The organism is Streptoalloteichus hindustanus (genome assembly GCF_900129375.1).
Lineage (GTDB): Bacteria > Actinomycetota > Actinomycetes > Mycobacteriales > Pseudonocardiaceae > Streptoalloteichus > Streptoalloteichus hindustanus.
On record NZ_FQVN01000006.1, the window covers coordinates 301,900 to 319,737 of the forward strand.

Sequence of the window (17,838 nt, forward strand, 5' to 3'; positions counted from 1 at the left end):
TTGCCGAGTCCCGCCCGCCGGAGACGCTCACGGTGTGACCACCGTGGGGGACAAACTGCGCCGCGAGAACCGGGAGTTGCTCGCGGCCGAGGGAACCCGCCGCCTCGTGCCCCGCGCGACCGTGTTGTTCCGCCAGGACGAGGAGTCCGACTCCGTCCTGCTCATCGAACACGGGCTCCTGCGCATCTCCGCCGACACAGTGGACGGTCAGAACCTGGTGCTCGCCCTCCGCGGCGAGGGCGAGCTGGTCGGCGAGTTCGGTGTGATCACCGCGCGCCGACGCTCGGCGACGGTCGTCGCCGCCACCGACTCGGTCGTCGTGGCCGTGCCCGCCGACCGCTTCCGCCTGCTCCTGCGACAACGCCCGATCCTCGCCTACGACGTGCTGTGCCTGCTGGTCGCGCGGGTCGACGAGTCCGACCGCCGGCGGATGGAGGTCGGCACCTGCCTGGTGCCGCAGCGACTGGCCAGCCTGCTCGTCGACCTCGTGCAGAGCCGGGGTCGGCCGACGCCGACCGGCGGCTACGAGGTGGCCGTGCTCAGCCAGGAGGAGCTGGGCAGCGCCATCGGCGCCACCAGGGAGTCGGTCTCCCGCGCCCTGGCCGACCTGCGCGGGGCGGGGGTGCTGAGCACCTCCCGCCGCCGGATCACCGTGCTGCGCCTGGCCGAGCTCGCCCGCCTCGCGCGCAACCCCGACTGACGACCACGTCGACGAGATGCCGGCCGGTACCGGTCGTTCCGTGCGCTGGGTCACGGACGCCGGCGGCGGTCCGGCGTACACCCAACGACCAGAGGACGGCCGGAGCGGAGGCGGCATGCGACACCTGCCCGAACACCGATCGATCATCGTGGTGGACATCGCCGAGTTCGGACGGCGGGACGACCGGTTCCAGCTGTGGCTGCGCGAGGCGTTGGCCGCGGTGGTCCGGTACGCCGCCGGCAGCGCCCAGATGCCGTGGGACGAGCTGGCGGTGGAGGACCGCGGCGACAGCAAGATCCTGGTCATCCCGCCCACGGTGTCCAAAGTGGACGTCGTCGACGGGTTCGTCCGGCACCTCGCCGACGCCCTGCGCCACCACAACGCGCGCTCCAGCGAGCAGGCCAGGATGCGGATGCGGATGGCCGCGCACGCGGGCGAGGTGCACCGCGACGCCGAGGGCTGGGCGGGCACCGACCTCAACCTGGCCTGCCGCCTGGTCGACTGCGCGCCCGCCTACCGCGCGCTGCACCGGGTTCCGGAGGCCGACCTCGTGGTCGTCGTCTCCGCCGAGATGCACCGCGCGGTGGTGCGGCACGGCTACGGCGGCATCGACCCGGCGCACTACCACCCGGTCGAGGTGGGCGAGAAGGAGGTGCGGACCACGGCCTGGATCCGGGTGCCGGGCCTGGACCACCGCCCCCTGCCCGCCGAGCCCGACGGCGAACCCGACACCGGAGCCGGAGCCGGATTCGGGGCCGGGGGCCGGGTTCCGGCGGGGCCCCCGCCCCTGACGGCCACCGGGCCGCCGCCCCAGCCCCTGCCCCCGCCCGGCGGAACCGTGGTCGCCGGCGAGGGCAACGTGAGCATCGGCCACATCGGCAGCGTGGGCAACGACGTCGTGGGCAGGGACAAGCACGTCTGGGGGGCCAGGTGACCCGGGGAGACGACGAGGGCCATGAGCCGGACCGGCGGCGGCTCCGCGGCATGGCGGGGTTGCTGGGCCTGCGGGCAGCGAAGCGGGCCGCCTCGTCCGACCAGGGCGGGAAGGACCCGGTCGGGAAGGGCGGTGCCGAGAAGGACGAGCCGGCCGCGCGGAGGGGAGAGAAGGAGGCCGGCGACCGCGCGGGAAAACCCGACCAGGCAAGGGAGAGGTCCGACGCGGACCGGGGAGGGGCCGCCCCGGCGAGGTCGTCGGAGGCCGGCGGGGCCAGGGACGTCGGCGCGTCCCCTGAGGACGGTGGGGCGAAGGGCCGGGCGGCGGCGAAGGACGCGGGGAAGCCCCGGGAGGCCGACGACCCCGGCGAGGGCGGCGACGCCAGGCAGGCGAAGGAGTCGAAGGAGTCGAAGGACGCCAAGGAGGGGAAGGAGGCCAACGAGCCCAAGGACGACAAGGATCCCCCGGACGCCAAGGAATCCCAGGACGCCAAGGAGTCGAAGGAATCCAGGGAGTCGAAGGAGGCGAGGGAGGAGGCCGAGGCCAGGGAGAAGCGCGCCAACGCGTTCGCCGAGGCGGAGAAGGAGGTCGCCGACCGGCTCAACGACGAGGAGAAGCAGCAGCTGAACCGGGCGCGGCGCGAGTACACCGACGACCTGGTCGACCGGTACCGGCCCACCTACCTCAACGTCTACAACGTCCAGGGCGACATGGCGGGGCGCGACATCCGGCTCGGCCGGCGCGCCGCGTCGGGGCACGCCGCGCTCTCCGTCGACGCCACCGACCTCGCGGCGCTGGACGAGGTCTTCGTCGCGCCGCCCTGCGTCGACCGCGTGCGCGCCCGGCTCCGGGAGCCCGGGCTGGTCGTGCTCACCGGCCCCAGGGGCAGCGGCAAGGCCACCCTGGCCACCGTGCTGCTCGGCGAGATCTGCGGGGCGAACCTGCGGTCGCTGGGCCGGATCGCCGACCTGACCGCGCTGGGCGTCGCGGAGGAGGGGCCGGCCGCGGCGGACGGCCCGCACGGCGTCCTCGCCGTGGACCTCGACCCGCAGCGGACGGCGCGGACCGACGAGCACACGTTCCGCCGGCTGGACAAGGAGTTCCGGGCCCGCGACATCCGCCTCGTGCTCACCACGGCGGGGGAGCTCCCCGCGCACCACCGGATTCCGGCCGAGTGGGTGGTCGAGGTGGACGCGCCGCCCGCCAGGGACGTCGTCACGGCCCACCTGCTGGCGATGGGCGCGTGGGAGCGCGGGCGGGAGCTGCTCGACCGGCACGACGAGATCGCCGAGCTGTTCGAGCAGCGCTGCGCTGGTCAGCCCGACGTGGGCGATCTCGTCGAGCTGACCAGGGTTCTCGCCACCTGCCCCGAGGACCGGGCCGGCGACCGGCTCGCCGGGACGGTGCTCCTGCAGCTGCGCCGGTGGCTCGCCGAGCTGCCCGAGCCGGACCTGCCGTACCTGCTCGGCGTCGTGATGTGCCACGACCTCGCCTACACCGTGGCGTTGGACGTCACGGAGGACCTGTTGCGCCGCATGCGCGGTCAGCGGTCGGTGGGCGGGCTCGACCAGAGCCGCGCGGCGCGGGCGTACCGGCTCCGCGCCGGGTTCGCCACCGACGAGCAGCACAGCGACATCGGAGTGGTGCCGGTCGAGGTCGTGCGGTGGGAGCGCCCCAGGGAGGCCGCGGCGGTGGTCCGCCTGTTGTGGGCGGAGTTGGACCGCGTGCGCCCGGCCCTGCTGCGCTGGCTGCACAACCTGGGCCGGCACGAGTCGTGGCTGGTGCGCGACTCGGTGGCGGCGGTCGTGGGCGTGTTGATGTCGGAGGACTTCGACGTCGTGCGCCGGGAGGTGCTCGAACCCTGGGCGGCCAGTCCGCACCAGGAGCAACGGGAGACGGCGCTCACCGCGTTGGAGCTGGTGGCCGCGGACCCGCGGCTGAGCGCGGCGGCGGAACGCATCGTCGAGCGGTGGTCCCAGCGCGGACAGGACCCGAACGGGGGCCAGGAGCCGTGGAGCGTGGTCCAGTGGACGGCGGTCCGCGCCTACGGCGGCCCGCTCGGCCGCACCGCCTTCGACAAGGCACTGTCCTGTTTGGACAGACTGGCCGGGCCGAAGGGCGTGCCCCTGCGGACCGCCGTGGTCGACAGCGTGATCGAGCTGGCGGTCCGGGCCGACCCCGAGCAGCTTGAGCGGATCGTGCGCGCCCTCCGGGACTGGGTCTGCGGCAACGAGCTGGAGCGCCACCTCACCGGCGTGCTGGCCGCCCTGTCGCTGGCCATCGACCAGGCCCGCCCCGGTGAGGGCCGGGCGCCGGACCTGTTGGCCTGGGCCGACACCGACGACAGCAGGCGCGAGGTGCTCGCGGCCCTCTGGCGCCGGCTGCTCAACGCCTCCTTCTGCCACTACTACGCCCGCGACGTGCTGACGAACTGGGCCCGGAGCTGCGAGGACGACCAGGAGGCGTGCGCCGCGCTCGCCCGCCTGCTGGTCCTCGCCGCGCGGACCGCGCGCGACCGCGCGATCGTCCGCCTCGTCGTGGGCAGCTGGACCAAAGCGGAGCGGCCGCCCTGGCACCGGCGGGACGAGCCCCTCTTCCGGGTCAGGGAGCAACCGCCGCCGCCCGCGCCGGCGGCGCCGAACGCCGCCGCCGCGGTGTTCGCGTGCCTGCCCCCCGAGGCGGCGCGCGCCCCGTCGCCCGCCCGCCACCGCCCGACCGTGCGTGACCTCAGGCTGAGGAGGAGCCCGTGACCAAGGCCGACACCACCACCGAGACCAGGGACGAGTCGACCCCGCCCGAGCGGGTGGCGGGCGCGGAGCCGCCCGACCCCGAGCGGGAGCCGGCGGCCGAGACCCCGCCCGGACCGATCCTGGAGATGTCCGAGCTGCCGGCCGGCCGGCGGTTCAGCCGCCGCCCCGTGCCCATGGCGCACACCGCGCTGGTCTTCGACACCGACGAGGGCCGGCTGATCGGGCTCAAGCGCATGCCGACGCTGTCCGAGTGGCGGTCGGCGGGGCTCTGCCGCTGCTACTGGGTCGACATGTCCGACCACCACTGGACCAGCCCGCCGCTGGACCTGCCGACCGCGCGGATCGGGCTGCGGTTCGTGGCGGAGGTGCGGTTCGGCTGGCGGGTGCACGACCCGGTGCAGGTCGTGCAACGCGGGCTGGCCGACGTCCACGAGCTGGGGTTGCGGCACCTGGTCGGCATGTTGTGGCCGGTGGCGCGGGCCTTCGACCCGATGGCGGTGGCCGAGGCGGAGGTCCGCCTCAACCGGCTGATCGGGCAGGCGCCGATCCGGCTGGAGGAGGGCGTGCTGCTGTTCCACTGCGCGCTGCGCCTGGACGCCGACCCGCTGCTGAAGGAGCACCAGCTCACGATGGTGAGGGAGCAGCAGCAGGCGGAGCTGCACGACTACCGGTGCGCGCAGGTCGTCGAGGCGGTCCGGCAGGGCCAGCACGCGCTGCTCGCCCGGCACCTGGCGCAGCAGCCGGCGGACGTCGCCGGGGTGGTCCGACTGCTCGCCGAGCAGGAGCGGACCAGCCTGGAGGCGGCGCGGGAGATCGTGGCCCAGCTGCTGGACCGCCGGCTGGCCAGGGATGTCGACCTGGAGGGGATCGGCCTCGACGAGTTCGGCGTGGAGGCCCTGCGGATCGTGATCAAACACCTGCGGACCGGGGCGAGCCGCGCGCTGGGCGACCTCGCCGCGGCCGACGACGTCCCGGGACTGCCCCCGGTCGCGGGGCCGGCCGAGCCGGCGCCGAACGGCGCGGAGCCCGAGCCCGCCGCGCCCTAGACCGGGAAGCCGACTCCCCGGCGGACGACCGCCGGGCGCGCTTCGGCCGAGAACCGGGGGTGTGCCGGGATTCGCCCGCCCGGCACGGGTCGCGGCGAACGGGCGGTGGGTGTGACACCGGGCGATCACACCGAGGGACGGACCGGACGCGGGACACCGGAACTCCCCGCGGTCCCCTGCCGTCCCGACCCGCTGGGCCGGGGGCGATCGCCGCCCCTCGCGCCCGTGCGGCCCGCCCGTTCCGCGTCTCCGTCGCCGTTCGTCGCCTCCCGCGGGCCGCGGCCGGGTTCAGGGCACGACCACCAGCCACACCGTGAGCCCGGCGACCCCGACCAGCCAGGTGGCGAAGGCGCACCGCAGGTTGGCGTACTTCCGCCGCACGATCCTGGCCAGGGTCAACGCGCTCAACCACGCCTCGCGCCGGTCGTCCTCCCGCTGCCCAGCCAGGAGCGCGGTCAGGTCGGCGTCGGCGACCGTGGGCCACGAGTAGCGGCTGAACCCGTCCTGGCGCACGTGCGGCGCCACCGCGCGGATCAGGAACAACGTCGTCACCACGACGCCCACCGCGGAGAGCGCGAGGGCGACGAGCGCGACGACCTGCCACCCGGTGGGGCGGGCCAGGGTGGCGACCACCGCCGACCGCTGCCCGACGAGGGCGCCCGCCAGCACGGTGGTCGCCGCCGCGAGCAGCCCGGCCTTCGTGTCGGCGTTGCCGATCCAGGTGGCGAAGTGGTTGATCGCGAACCGGGCGTCCTCAGTGGACGGTGAACTGTCCTGAGTGGACACTTCGGGGGCGGGTTCCCCGCGACCGGCGTCCCGGCGGCTGTGTCTGCCGTCGGGCGACGGGTCGCCGCCGCCGGCGGCGGGCCCGGCCTCGGGCGGACCGCTCCTGGAGGGGGCGGACGTCTCGCGCGACGGAGGATCCATCGCGCCTCCTCGTCCGGTGCCCGGGTTGCCCCGTCGTCCGACCACGCCTCTCCTCACCATCGCAGCCCGCCCACCTGGTCGAAAGAGCCGTTGGGGTGAGCGGGAACCAGCTCAGCCGGACTCCGCCCGCCGGGCGACCTCCGCGCGCACCACGTCCGGGATGCGCCCGGTGGAGTCGATCGGCGTCCACGGCTCGGTGCGGACCCACTGCGAGCCGCACCCCCGGCAGGCGACCACCGGCAGGCCGTCGAGCTCGGCTCGCGTCCGGTGCCACGAGCACAGGGACCGGCACGGGTGGACCGCCAGCCCGCTCACGGCGACGCGGCGGAGCTCGTCGGCGACGGGCGGGGCACGGTCATCGGGGGCGGGGACGACGGCGAGGAGTGCGACGGGACCGGCGGGGTCGTGTCGCCGCTCGGCTGGCCGCCGCCGGGCCGGCCGGGCGACGGCGTCGGCTGCTGGCCCTGGGGGGTGGTCTTCGGGGCGCTCGTGGCACCGGTGCCGGTGCCGGTCCCGGTCCGGTGGGGCGCGGCGCTCGTGGCGGCCGACGTGCCCGTGGCGGCGGTGGTCGTCCCCGAGGTCGACGTCGCGGCGCCGCTGGTGTCCGAGGCCGGAGCGGGCGCGCCGGCCGGGGTCACCGAGATCACCGACGCGGCGGAGGGCACGGGCTGCTGGCCGGGGCCGGCGTCCGGCTGGGCCGGCGCGGCCAGCGCCGCGACGCCGGCGAGCACCGTCGCGGTCAACAGCCCGGCGACGCCGAGCGACATGGCGGGCGGCAGGTTGAACGGGTTGCGGGGCGCGGGTTTCCCCGGCGCGGAGTCCTCGGTCGGGAGCGGCTCGCTCATCGCCCGAACCCCCGTGCCCGGTGGCGCGCCCGCGCGTCCGGCCCGGTCCCGGTGGTGGTCAGTTCGCGGTTGCGGGTGGTGGCCCGGCGGCCGGGTGAGTTCATCCAGGGCTCCATGACCTGTTCGGCGCTGCGTTGTCCCCTGGCGATGGTCTCGCCGCCCGGGGTCGGGTACCCGGCGGCCCGCGACCGGTCGGTGAACGTCGCGCACTCGGGGCTGGTGTGCGAGAAGTGGCCGCGCTCCGCCGTGCCGACGCTGTGTCTGCCGCGTCGTTCACTGATCACCAGATCGGCGACGGCGCTCACCGGACCGGATGACGGGGCGGTCCGGGCGGCTGGTGGCGTGGTGCCGCTGGCGGTCGGCGTCGGGGTGGTGGAAGCGGCCGGCGCCCGGCCGGCTCCGGCGTGGCCGGACCGGGTCCCGGGCGGAGTTGTGCCAGGTCCGGCGAGGGGTGGGACGGCCACCGCCGCGTCCGGGGCGACCAGGCCGGGAACGGCGGGGGCGCGGGCGGGACGGGGCGCACTCACGGCGCGGCAGGCTACACGAAAGAGTGATCACGAACGCGTGACTGTCGGGAAGGTCATCTCCCCGGGGCGCGGCCGGCGGGACCGCGTGCCGTGCGGCACCATGCCCGCGTGGCAGACACCGAGGCAGACCCCGGCAGGGACACCGTGAAGCCGGGGTCGGACCAGGCTCCGGGCGCGGCGGTCGACGGCGCGGTGGTCGACGGCGCGACGGCGACCGGGCCGGACGAGTCGGCGGAGTTGGTCGAGCCGGACGAGCTCGACGAGTCGGATCTCGACGAGACGGACGAGGAGGTCCGCCTCACCGCCTGGGTCCACGGCGCCGTCCAGGGCGTCGGGTTCCGGTGGTGGACCCGCGCCCGCGCGTTGGAGCTCGGCCTGGTCGGCAGCGCGAACAACCTGCGGGACGGCCGGGTCGAGGTGGTCGCCGAGGGGCCGCGCGCCGCGTGCCAGCGGCTGCTCGACCACCTGCGCTCGGCGGAGACGCCCGGCGCCGTGTCCACCGTCGTGGAGCGGTGGACACCGCCCAGGGGCGGGCTCACGGGCTTCGTCGAACGCTGACCGCCGCGGCCCGCGGCCCGCGACCGACACGGTCGGCCCGCGGTCGCCGCCGGCGGTCGGCCCCACCCAGTACCCTCTCCCAGACCGGTAGCCCCAGGTGTGGGTGTCCCGCTGGAGGAGACGCGACGCCGGCGAGAACGAGACCGTGAGCCGGGAGGCCGCCCCGCCGTGCACCTGAAGAGCCTGACCCTCAAGGGCTTCAAGTCCTTCGCCTCCAGCACCACGCTGCGCTTCGAGCCGGGCATCACCTGCGTGGTCGGCCCCAACGGCTCCGGCAAGTCCAACGTGCTGGACGCGCTGGCCTGGGTGATGGGCGAGCAGGGCGCGAAGGCCCTGCGGGGCGGCAAGATGGAGGACGTGATCTTCGCCGGCACCGCCGGCCGGCAGCCGCTGGGCCGGGCCGAGGTCACCCTCACCGTCGACAACTCCGACGGCGCCCTGCCCATCGACTACACCGAGGTGTCGATCACCCGGCGGATGTTCCGGGACGGCGCCAGCGAGTACGAGATCAACGGCAACAGCTGCCGGCTGCTGGACATCCAGGAGCTGCTGAGCGACTCCGGCATCGGCAGGGAGATGCACGTCATCGTCGGCCAGGGCCAGCTCGCCGACATCCTGCAGGCCAAACCCGAGGAGCGCCGCGCGTTCGTCGAGGAGGCCGCCGGCGTCCTCAAGCACCGCAAGCGCAAGGAGAAGGCGCTGCGGAAGCTGGACGCGATGCAGGCCAACCTCACCCGGCTCACCGACCTCACCGCCGAGCTGCGCCGCCAGCTCAAACCGCTGGGCAAGCAGGCCGAGATCGCCCGCCGGGCCCAGCAGGTGCAGGCCGAGCTGCGGGACGCCCGGCTGCGCCTGCTCGCCGACGACCTGGTGACCGCGCGCGCCGACCTGGCGCGGGACGAGGCCGACGAGGCCGCCGCCCGGGCGCGGCGCGGCGAGGTCGAACGGGCGCTGCAACTCGGTCAGGCCGAGCAGAACGCGCTGGAGGAGCAGGTCGCCGCGGACGCGCCCCGGCTGGCCGGGGCGCAGGACACCTGGTACCGGCTGTCCGCGCTGGAGGAGCGGCTGCGCGGCACCGTGCGGCTGGCCGCCGAGCGGGCCAGGCACCTGTCCGCCGAGGTCGAGCAGCCCAGGGGCGGCCGCGACCCGGACCAGCTCGACGCCGAGGCCGAACTGGCCGCCGGCCAGGAGGCGGAGCTGGCCGAGGGCGTGGCCGTGGCCAGGGAGGCGCTGGCCGAGGCCGCCGAGACCCGCGCCGAGCTGGAGGAGTCGCTCAAGGCCGCCGAGCGGGCGCACCTGGCCGCGGTCCGGGCCGTCGCCGACCGGCGAGAGGGCCTGGCCAGGCTCTCCGGCCAGGTCGACGCGCTGCGCAGCAAGACGGAGGCCGGGGCCGAGGAGATCGAGCGGATGTCCGCGGCGCTGGCCGAGGCCGCCGACCGCGCCGAACGGGCCCGCCTCGAGCACGAGGAGGCGAGCGCCGCCAGCACCGCCGAGGACGAGGGCGGGCTCGACCTCGACGAGCGGCGCGCGGCCGCCGACGAGGCGCACCGGCAGGCGAGGGCCAGGGTGGAGGAGCTGGTCGCGGCGGAGCGCGCGGCCGAGAAGGAGATCGCCTCCTGGCGGGCGCGGGTGGACGCGCTGTCGCTCGGGCTGACCCGCAGGGACGGCGCCGGCGCGCTGCTGGCCGCCGGCGCCCGGCTGCCCGGCCTGCTCGGCTCGGTGGCCGCCCTGCTCACCGTCGAGCCCGGCGCGGAGGTCGCGCTGGCCGCGGCGCTGGGCGCGATCGCCGACGCCGTCGCCGTCGCCGACCCGGACGCCGCGCTCGCCGCCCTGGAGCTGCTCAAGGCCGACGACGCCGGACGGGCCGGCCTGCTCGTCGGCGCCGACACCGCCGGTGTGGACGCTGCCGCCGACAGCGCCCGGCGGGCCGGCTGGCCGGCGCTGCCCGCCGGCGCGCGGTGGGCCGTCGACCTGGTCCGCGCGCCCCGCGAGCTGCGCCCCGCCCTGGGCCGGGCCCTGGACCGGCTCGCCGTCGTCGACGACCTCGCGGCGGCGCGGGCGCTGGTCGCCGCGCACGACGGCGTGCGGGCCGTGACCGTGGACGGCGACGTGCTCGGCGCGGACTGGGCGGTCGGCGGGTCGAGCCGCAGCCAGAGCGTCATCGAGGTCCAGGCCGCCGTCGACGAGGCGGAGGAGGCGCTGACCGCCGCCGAACGGCGGTGCGAGCAGGCGTCGGCCGCCCTGACCGGCGCCCGCGCCGAGGAGAAGGAACGCCGCGCCGCGGTCGCCGCCGCGCAGGAGGCGGTCAACGACGCGCGGGTGCGCAGGGCGCGCGGCGCCGAGCGGCTGGCCCGGCTCGACCAGGCCGCCCGCTCCGCCGAGAACGAGGTGGAGCGCCTGACCCGGCAGCGGGTCCGGGTCGAGCAGGCCCGCGAGGAGGCGCTGGCCCGGCTCGCCGAGCTGGAGGAGCGGCTCGCGGCCGCCCACTCCGAGCAGTCGGCCGAGGACGAGCCGGACACCGAGGAGCGGGACGAGATCGCCAGCCGGCTCGCCGTGGCCCGCCAGGAGGAGGTGGAGGCGCGGCTCGCGCTGCGCACCGCCGAGGAGCGCCACCGCTCCCTCCAGGGCAGGGCCGACCAACTGCGCAGGGCCGCCCGCGCCGAGCGCGAGGCCAGGGAGCGCGCCGAGCGGGCCCGGCGGACCAGGGCCAGGGGCGCCGCCGTCGCCCACGCGGTCGTCGCCGGCGGTGAGACCGCGCTGGGCCGCATCGCGTTGTCGCTGGTCAGGGCGACCGAGGAGCGGGACGAGGCGCAGCGCCGGCGCACCGAGCACGAGGAGGCGCTGGCCAAGGTGCGGGCCCGGGTCCGCGAGCTGTCCACCGAACTGGAGAAGCTCACCGACGCCGTGCACCGCGACGAGGTGCTGCGGGCAGAGCAGCGGCTGCGCATCGAACAGCTGGAGACCAGGATCGGCGACGACCACGGGATCGGCCTGGACGACCTGGTCGCCGAGTACGGCCCCACCGTCCCGGTGCCGCCGAGCCCCGGCGAGCTGGCCGAGTACGAGGCGGCGAAGGAGCGCGGCGAGCAGGTCACCGCCCCGCAGCCGGTGCCCTACGACCGGGCGACCCAGGAGCGGCGGGCCAAGCGCGCCGAGCGGGACCTGTCGCTGCTGGGCAAGGTCAACCCGCTGGCGCTGGAGGAGTTCGCCGCCCTGGAGGAGCGCTACAAGTTCCTCTCCACGCAGTTGGAGGACCTCAAGGCGAGCCGGCGCGACCTGCTCACCGTGGTCAAGGAGGTCGACGAGAAGATCCTGGAGCTGTTCGGCTCCGCCTTCGAGGACGTCGCGCGCGAGTTCGAGGTGGTCTTCCGGACCCTGTTCCCCGGCGGCGAGGGCCGGCTGCTGCTCACCGACCCGGACGACCTGCTCACCACCGGCGTGGACGTCGAGGCCCGGCCGCCGGGCAAGAAGGTCAAGCGGCTGTCGCTGCTCTCCGGCGGGGAGAAGTCGCTGACCGCGGTCGCGATGCTGGTGGCGATCTTCCGGGCCCGGCCGTCGCCGTTCTACGTGATGGACGAGGTCGAGGCGGCGCTGGACGACACCAACCTGCGCCGGCTGATCGGGCTGCTGGAGGAGCTGCGGGAGACCTCGCAGCTGATCATCATCACCCACCAGAAGCCGACGATGGAGATCGCCGACGCGTTGTACGGCGTGAGCATGCGGGGCGACGGCATCTCCGCGGTCATCTCGCAGCGCCTGCGCGGCCGCTGATCCCGGCCGGGCGTCGACAGTCAGCCCCTTGTGGACAGTGTCAGTCCTTTGTGGACTTCAGCCCTGGCGTGGGCATCTGGACCTGCTTGGCGCGGGCCGGTTTTCCCGAACCGGCGGGGCCGTGGAGCCACATCTTCCAGTGTGGCCCCACGGCCCCGTGCTCCTCGCCGCAGTATCAGTCCACTGTGGACTAACGCCGCCTGTCGCCCGCCGCTGCCCCGCGCCGCCCACCGCCGGCCCACGTATTTCCTGTGCCCTCTCCAGAGTTTCCTAGGGGGCAACCCCCCACTCCAGAACGTCTCACGCGGGTCTGACGGAACGACGGCGGCGATCACCACATCGGGGGACGTGGGCCGGAGAAATCCGCCAGCCGAGCGACGACACGTCAGCGGACGCCGGCGGCCGGGCGAGTCGCGGCGCCGGGGAACGCCGCCCCGACCAGCGCCGGGCGGCGCCGCCCGGCGCGGTCCCAGCCCGGTCCCAGCCCGGTCCCAGCCCGGTCCCAGCCCGGGTTCGGTCCCGGGTTCGGCCCCGGCGAGGAACCTCCGCCCCTCCGGCGAACGCTCACACCAGGTACGAGTCGCCGTCGTCATCGTCGTCGTCCGGACGACCCGACACCGGCCGGGGCTGGCCGGCGGCGATCACCTCGTCCAGGTCCGCGCCCTCCTGGATCTGGAGGTAGGCGCGCTGGAGGTCGCCGAGCCCCGACGACAGCGCCTTCTGCACGCGCTCGTCGTCCCAGCCCCGGCCCTCGGCCAGGTCCTGCCAGGACAGCTCGCCCTCGTCGACGCGCTTCTGGAGCTCGCGCAGCTCCTGGGGCGCCTTGTCGCTGCGGGCGAAGCGCTCCATCTCCGCGATGTCCTCGGCGGTCACCTCGGCCGAGGGCCGGGCGCGCTCGCTCAGCTCCTTCGCCATGCTGTCCAGGTCGGCCAACCGGCGGTCGAGCTCGGCCTGCAGCTCCTGGAGCTGGGGGTTCTCAAGGGGGTTGGACACGTCAGTGCTCCTCGTCGCTCCGGGTCAGTTTCCGCCGCCACCGCCGCCACCACCGGCGCCGCCGCCACCGGCCGCGCCGGCGCCCGCCGTGTTGGCCGAGTTGCCGAACGAGTCCCGCGCCGTCCCGTAGCTCTGCCGGGCGCCCCTGGTGTGCTTGCCCAGTTTGTACCCGGCCATCGCCGCGCCGAGCGCGCCCGACTTGGCCGCCTTCGCGCCGTCCTGGTAGGTCTGCTGGCCGTCCTGGAAGTCGTCGAGCACGTCGGCGGCGTCGTTGAGGTCGCGGACGTCCTTGAGCTTCATCAGCGCGGTGCCCATGGCCTTGACGCCCTCGACCATGCCCTTGATCCCGTCGATGATCATCTCGATGCTGTTGATCAGCTTCCGGACGTCGTCGACGATGTTGATCGCGTCGTAGACCAGCGTCACCGCGGCCGCCCAGCCGGGGCCGGGGATGCACGCCTTGATCGCGGCCTTGATCAGGATGTCGATCAGCTTGTCCAGCAGGAACAGCGCGACCTTGACGGCGGTGCGGCAGCTGTTGGCCACGGACTGGAACTTGTTGCCGATCATCCGGGCGATCTGCGAGTCGGCCTCGATGGCGACCGTCCACAGCACCTGGATGTGCCGCTCGAAGGACTGGGCGGCCGAGCCCTCCCAGTTCGGGTCAAGCTGCTTGAGGCCCTCGTTGAGGTTGTGCCGCACCGAGTCCAGCGCGGCGGCCACGTTGTCCCACGCGGCGGCGTTCTTGTCGATCTTCTCGAAGTCGCCGACCAGCGGGGTGATCAGCGCCTCGATCAGGTCCTCGCCGGCGATCTTCTCGTAGACCCAGTTGACGCCGCGCAGCCGCCAGCCGGCCGCCTTGATCATTTCTTCGGAGGTCTGGTTGCCGGGGCGGTCCTTGGCCTCCGGCTCCTTGAGCGCTGAGCGCGGGTCCTCGACGTCGGCGTAGGCGGTCATCAGGCGTTACCCCCCGGGACGGCGCGGGCGCTCTCCAGCATGGTGTGGATCTCGTCGGCCCGCTGCTGGCCGGTCCGGTCGGCCCGCTCGTAGCCGCCGGCCGCCGCCTCCAGCGAGGCCGCGACCTTGGTCAGCCGCTCGTTGGCGAACTCGAGCGTCATGCCGTAGAGGTTCGCCACGCCGGTCACGGCCGGGTGGAGCAGCGAGAGCACCCCGGTGAACCCGCTGGTGTCGCCGCCCTTCTCCTCGGCGTAGTCGCGGATGGCCAGGAAGTGCTCGGAGTTCCGCTTGAGCAGCTCCGAATATCCCCGTAGTTCGTCGGGCACGACCCTGAAGTGCTCTGACACGCCGTCCTCCGTCTTGACGCGACCTTGATGTGTTGGGAGGTCCGACGGAGTGGATCAGGCGGTGGTTCCCCCGGATTCGTCCGAATTGGGGAATGCCCGGGTCACATGGGTCACGGCGCGTGATTGTCCTGGTCAACCGGCCGGGCGGCGGCCGGCCGGAGCCGACCGCGGAGACCAGGGCGGGAGCGTCAGGACGGCGTCAAGGGCGGCCAAGGCCCGGGACGACGCGGCTGGCCGGGCACACCACTTCCGTGGGTCAGCCAGCCGCGTGACGTCAGCGGGTGGTCTCGGTGACCCGGTCCCGGTCGACCGGGTCCACCAGGTCCAGGTAGTCGGGGTGGCGGCCGATCCACGCGGCGACGAACGGGCACAGCGGCCGGACGGCCCGGCCCGCCGCGCGGGCCGCGTCCAGGGCGTGCCTGGTGATCGTGCTGGCCACCCCGGAGCCGGCGAACTCCTCACCCACCTCCACGTGGGTGAACAGGAGCTTGTTCCCGAGCCTGACGTACTGGGCGAAGCCGGCGATCCGGCCGTCGACGTGCGCCTCGAAACGGGCCCGCTCGGCAGAGTCGGTCACCACCACGTCCACCACGGCCTCCTCCCGGTCCACCGGTCCCGCCCTCCGCGGAGGGACGGGCCCCGTTCACGGTGCAACGGCCGTGCCGGGACCGCCATTCCTGGGGCTGGCCGCGGCCTCCTCGCCGTCGGCCCGCCCCGCCGGCGCGGCCACCTCGTCCGCCCGGCCCGGCGTGCCCCGGTGACGGACCGCGAGCAGACCGCCCACCAGCAGGGTCACCGCCACCCCGAGCGGGGTGTACCACGGGAAGGCCAGCGCGACCTCCTTCCCGTCGGCCGCCGGGAACCTCGGGACGAGGATCACGACCGCCATCACCGCGACGGTGACCACGAACGCCGCCACCGCGTCCGCCTGGGTCGCCCGCCGCACGAGCAGACCCAGCAGGAACGCGCCGAGCAGGGCGCCGTAGGTGTAGCCGGTGACGCTGAGCCCCAGCTTCACCACCGGGTCGTTGTAGTTGGTGAACATCGACGCGAAACCGAACAGGACCACGCCCCACACCAGGGTCCACACCTTGGCCTGGCGCAGCACCGCGCCGTCGCTCAGCGTCCGCCGGCTGAACTTCAGGTAGATGTCGGTCACGGTCGAGGTCGCCAGCGAGTTCAGCGACGAGGTCATGGCAGCGGCCAGGATGCCGGCGATGAGCAGACCGGACACCCCCGGCGGCAGCTCGTGGATGATGAAGGTCGGGAACAGCTCGTCCGGCTTGGTCAGGCCCAGCGCGCTCGGCGCCGCGCCCCGGTAGAACGACCACAGCATCGTCCCGATCAGCAGGAACAACGCGAACTGCAGGAACACCACGACACCGCTGGTGACCAGGGCGCGCTGCCCCTCCCGCAGGCTCCGGCAGGCCAGCAGGCGCTGCACGATGAGCTGGTCGGCCCCGTGCGAGGCCATGGAGAGGAACGCGCCGCCGAGCACCGCGACCACCAGCGAGTACTCGTTGGTCAACGGGTTGCCGGTGTCGAACAGCTCGAACTTGCCCGCCTCCACCGCCCGGCCGAGCCAGCCCTCGGGCAGCCGGCCGGCCAGCACCGCGACCGCGACCAGCGCGCCGACCACGTACAGCAGCATCTGCACGGCGTCGACCCAGATGACGGCCCTGGTCCCGCCGAGGTAGGTGTAGACGATCGTGACGACGCTGATCACCAGCACGATGTGCCAGTACTCGACCGGGACGCCGTAGGCCGCCAGCATCACCTTGATCGGGATGGCGGTGGCGAACAGCCGGACGCCGTCGGCGAGCAGCCGGGTGACCAGGAAGGTCGCCGACGCGGTCCCCTGCAGGACCGGCCCGAACCGCCGGCCGAGGAAGGCGTACGCGGTGACCAGCTCGCCGGCGAAGTACCGGGGCAGCAGCACGAGGGACACCACGATCCGGCCGACCACGTAGCCCGCCGCCAGCGCCAGGAAGGTGAACGAGCCGAGGTAGGCCGTCGCCGGGATGCTGATCACGGTCAGCGTGCTGGTCTCGGTGGCGACGATCGCGAAGCACACCACCCACCACGACAGGTCCCGGTCGCTGACGAAGAAGTCGTTCGCCGACTTCTGCCGCCCGCCGAGGACGATGCCGAGGACGGGTGCGGCCAGCAGGTAGACGACGATCACGATCAGGTCGAGCGCGTGCACGGTTCCTCCTGCTCAGCGGCTGGTCGGGGGAGCGAGGCGCAGCCTGATGGGGGCGCGGGCGGCCGGGGTGGGCTGGCGGGCCGGGCGACGGCCGGGCGTGACCGAGCCGAGCACCCTGGGGCCGTCGGCGCCGGTGGCGGCCGGCAGGTTCCCCGGCAGACCGTGCCAGGTGAGGAAGCCGAGCAGGGCGGCGAGGTAGGCCTCCTTGGCGTCGGCCGGCAGGCCCAGCTCGTCGCTGACCCGGAGCTCGGCGGGGGCGAGCCGACGGCGCAGGGCGCGCAGCAGCGCGGGGTTGCGCACCCCGCCGCCGGACGCCACGACGAGCCGGGCGTCGTGCCGGCGGCAGGCGTCGGCGACGGTGACCGCGGTCAGCTCGGTGAGGGTGGCCAGCAGGTCCTGGGCCCGGACGGTGGGCAGGCCGGCCAGCGCGGCGCGCAGGTGCCCGAGGTGGAAGCGCTCCTTGCCGGTCGACTTGGGCGGCGGCAGGGCGTAGTAGGGGTCGGCGAGGAGTCGGGCGAGCAGGTCACCCCGGACGTCCCCGGCGGCGGCCGTGGCGCCGTCGGTGTCCCGCGTGGCCGCGCCCCCGCTCAGCCACTGGCAGGCCGCGTCGAGCAGCGCGTTCGCCGGGCCCGTGTCGTAGGCCGCGGTGGCCCCGTCCCGGCCGACGGCGGTGATGTTGGCGATGCCGCCGAGGTTCAGCGCGACGGCCGGGGCGTGGTCCCGTAACCACAGGTCGTCCAGGGCCGCGGCCAGCGGCGCGCCCTGCCCGCCCGCCGCGACGTCGCGGGCGCGCAGGTCGGCCACGACCGGCAGGCCGGTGGCCTCGGCGATCCACGCCGGTTGGCCGAGTTGCAGCGTGCCGAGGCACCGGCCGTCCTCCACCCAGTGGTGGAGGGTCTGGCCCAGCGAGGCCACCACGTCGGCCGCGCCGTCGGCCAGCTCGGCCAGGCCCCTGGCCGCCGCCGCGGCGAAGGCCAGGCCCAGCCGGGTGTCCAGCTCGCACAGCCGACGGGCCGAGAACGGCACGGACGGTACGGACGGCGCGGACGGTGCGGGGAGCAGGGCGGCGAGCATCTCCTCCCGCAGCCCCTCGGGGTGCGGCACGGCCAGCGAGCCCAGCGGCGTCAGCTCCAGCAAATCCCCGACCAGGTGGAACTCGGCCGCCGCGACGTCGATCGCGTCGACCGACGTTCCGGACAGCAGGCCGAGGACGCGTGATCGGGGCACAGCGCTGTGGTCTACGGCACAGGGCGCGGACCTGGCAAGAGTCCTTGTGA

Annotated in this window: 16 protein-coding genes; 6 read left to right on the forward strand and 10 right to left on the reverse strand. The window is 74.9% G+C overall.

All coding sequences use genetic code 11. The features are described 5' to 3' along the window. Positions 1-34: 34 nt before the first annotated feature. The 4 genes from BUE43_RS34295 to BUE43_RS20175 all read left to right on the forward strand — a co-directional run bounded on the left by BUE43_RS34295 (position 35) and on the right by BUE43_RS20175 (position 5,430). Positions 35-700 carry a Crp/Fnr family transcriptional regulator gene (locus BUE43_RS34295; RefSeq protein WP_073485499.1) on the forward strand — a complete coding sequence of 222 codons (666 nt, stop codon included), beginning with the start codon at positions 35-37 and terminating at the stop codon, positions 698-700. 115 nt (positions 701-815) lie between these two features. Next, a complete protein-coding gene (locus tag BUE43_RS20165) occupies positions 816-1,634 on the forward strand; it encodes a hypothetical protein (protein WP_073485501.1) in 819 nt (272 codons plus the stop codon). Continuing rightward, positions 1,631-4,384, forward strand: a complete 2,754-nt coding sequence (locus BUE43_RS34300; protein WP_073485503.1) for a hypothetical protein — start codon at positions 1,631-1,633, stop codon at positions 4,382-4,384. Before BUE43_RS20165 ends, BUE43_RS34300 begins: the two co-directional genes overlap by 4 nt. Beyond that, positions 4,381-5,430, forward strand: coding sequence for a hypothetical protein (locus tag BUE43_RS20175; protein WP_073485505.1), 1,050 nt, complete (start codon positions 4,381-4,383; stop codon positions 5,428-5,430). The genes BUE43_RS34300 and BUE43_RS20175 overlap by 4 nt, the downstream gene beginning before the upstream one ends. Positions 5,431-5,718: 288 nt before the next feature. Here the strand turns inward: BUE43_RS20175 and BUE43_RS20180 are convergent, their stop codons facing one another. The 4 genes from BUE43_RS20180 to BUE43_RS33570 all read right to left on the reverse strand — a co-directional run bounded on the left by BUE43_RS20180 (position 5,719) and on the right by BUE43_RS33570 (position 7,729). Next, entirely contained in the window at positions 5,719-6,357 is a 639-nt protein-coding gene (locus BUE43_RS20180) for a Pycsar system effector family protein (RefSeq protein ID WP_073485507.1), read from the reverse strand. A 111-nt stretch (positions 6,358-6,468) separates the two neighbouring features. After that, positions 6,469-6,672 carry a hypothetical protein gene (locus BUE43_RS20185; protein ID WP_073485509.1) on the reverse strand — a complete coding sequence of 68 codons (204 nt, stop codon included), beginning with the start codon at positions 6,670-6,672 and terminating at the stop codon, positions 6,469-6,471. Further along, the gene (locus tag BUE43_RS20190; RefSeq protein ID WP_073485512.1) at positions 6,669-7,202 is read right to left on the reverse strand and encodes a hypothetical protein; all 534 of its coding nucleotides are present in this window, start codon (positions 7,200-7,202) and stop codon (positions 6,669-6,671) included. Before BUE43_RS20190 ends, BUE43_RS20185 begins: the two co-directional genes overlap by 4 nt. After that, positions 7,199-7,729 (reverse strand): CAP domain-containing protein, encoded by a 531-nt coding sequence (locus BUE43_RS33570; protein ID WP_143174268.1) that lies wholly within the window; start codon positions 7,727-7,729, stop codon positions 7,199-7,201. The genes BUE43_RS20190 and BUE43_RS33570 overlap by 4 nt, the downstream gene beginning before the upstream one ends. A 237-nt stretch (positions 7,730-7,966) precedes the next feature. Here BUE43_RS33570 and BUE43_RS20200 point away from each other — a divergent pair, with 237 nt between their 5' ends. Next, a complete protein-coding gene (locus tag BUE43_RS20200; protein ID WP_073486112.1) occupies positions 7,967-8,287 on the forward strand; it encodes an acylphosphatase in 321 nt (106 codons plus the stop codon). A 168-nt stretch (positions 8,288-8,455) separates the two neighbouring features. Further along, a complete protein-coding gene (gene smc, locus BUE43_RS20205; protein WP_073485516.1) occupies positions 8,456-12,058 on the forward strand; it encodes a chromosome segregation protein SMC in 3,603 nt (1,200 codons plus the stop codon). A gap of 564 nt (positions 12,059-12,622) precedes the next feature. On the opposite strand, the gene BUE43_RS20210 is transcribed toward smc, so the two are convergent. The 6 genes from BUE43_RS20210 to BUE43_RS20235 form a co-directional block, all read right to left on the reverse strand. Beyond that, entirely contained in the window at positions 12,623-13,051 is a 429-nt protein-coding gene (locus BUE43_RS20210) for a hypothetical protein (protein WP_073485518.1), read from the reverse strand. 24 nt (positions 13,052-13,075) lie between these two features. Further along, a complete protein-coding gene (locus BUE43_RS20215; protein WP_073485521.1) occupies positions 13,076-14,008 on the reverse strand; it encodes a hypothetical protein in 933 nt (310 codons plus the stop codon). Further along, the gene (locus BUE43_RS20220) at positions 14,008-14,355 is read right to left on the reverse strand and encodes a type VII secretion target (protein WP_073485523.1); all 348 of its coding nucleotides are present in this window, start codon (positions 14,353-14,355) and stop codon (positions 14,008-14,010) included. The genes BUE43_RS20215 and BUE43_RS20220 overlap by 1 nt, the downstream gene beginning before the upstream one ends. A 274-nt stretch (positions 14,356-14,629) precedes the next feature. After that, positions 14,630-14,965: a GNAT family N-acetyltransferase gene (locus BUE43_RS20225; protein WP_234995807.1), complete on the reverse strand. Its 336-nt coding sequence runs from the start codon at positions 14,963-14,965 to the stop codon at positions 14,630-14,632. 33 nt (positions 14,966-14,998) lie between these two features. Further along, positions 14,999-16,561, reverse strand: coding sequence for a sodium:solute symporter (locus BUE43_RS20230; RefSeq protein WP_083959861.1), 1,563 nt, complete (start codon positions 16,559-16,561; stop codon positions 14,999-15,001). Between the two features lie 12 nt (positions 16,562-16,573). After that, complete coding sequence (locus tag BUE43_RS20235; RefSeq protein ID WP_073485525.1) at positions 16,574-17,788, reverse strand: anhydro-N-acetylmuramic acid kinase; 1,215 nt, start codon at positions 17,786-17,788, stop codon at positions 16,574-16,576. Between the last annotated feature and the right edge of the window lie 50 nt (positions 17,789-17,838).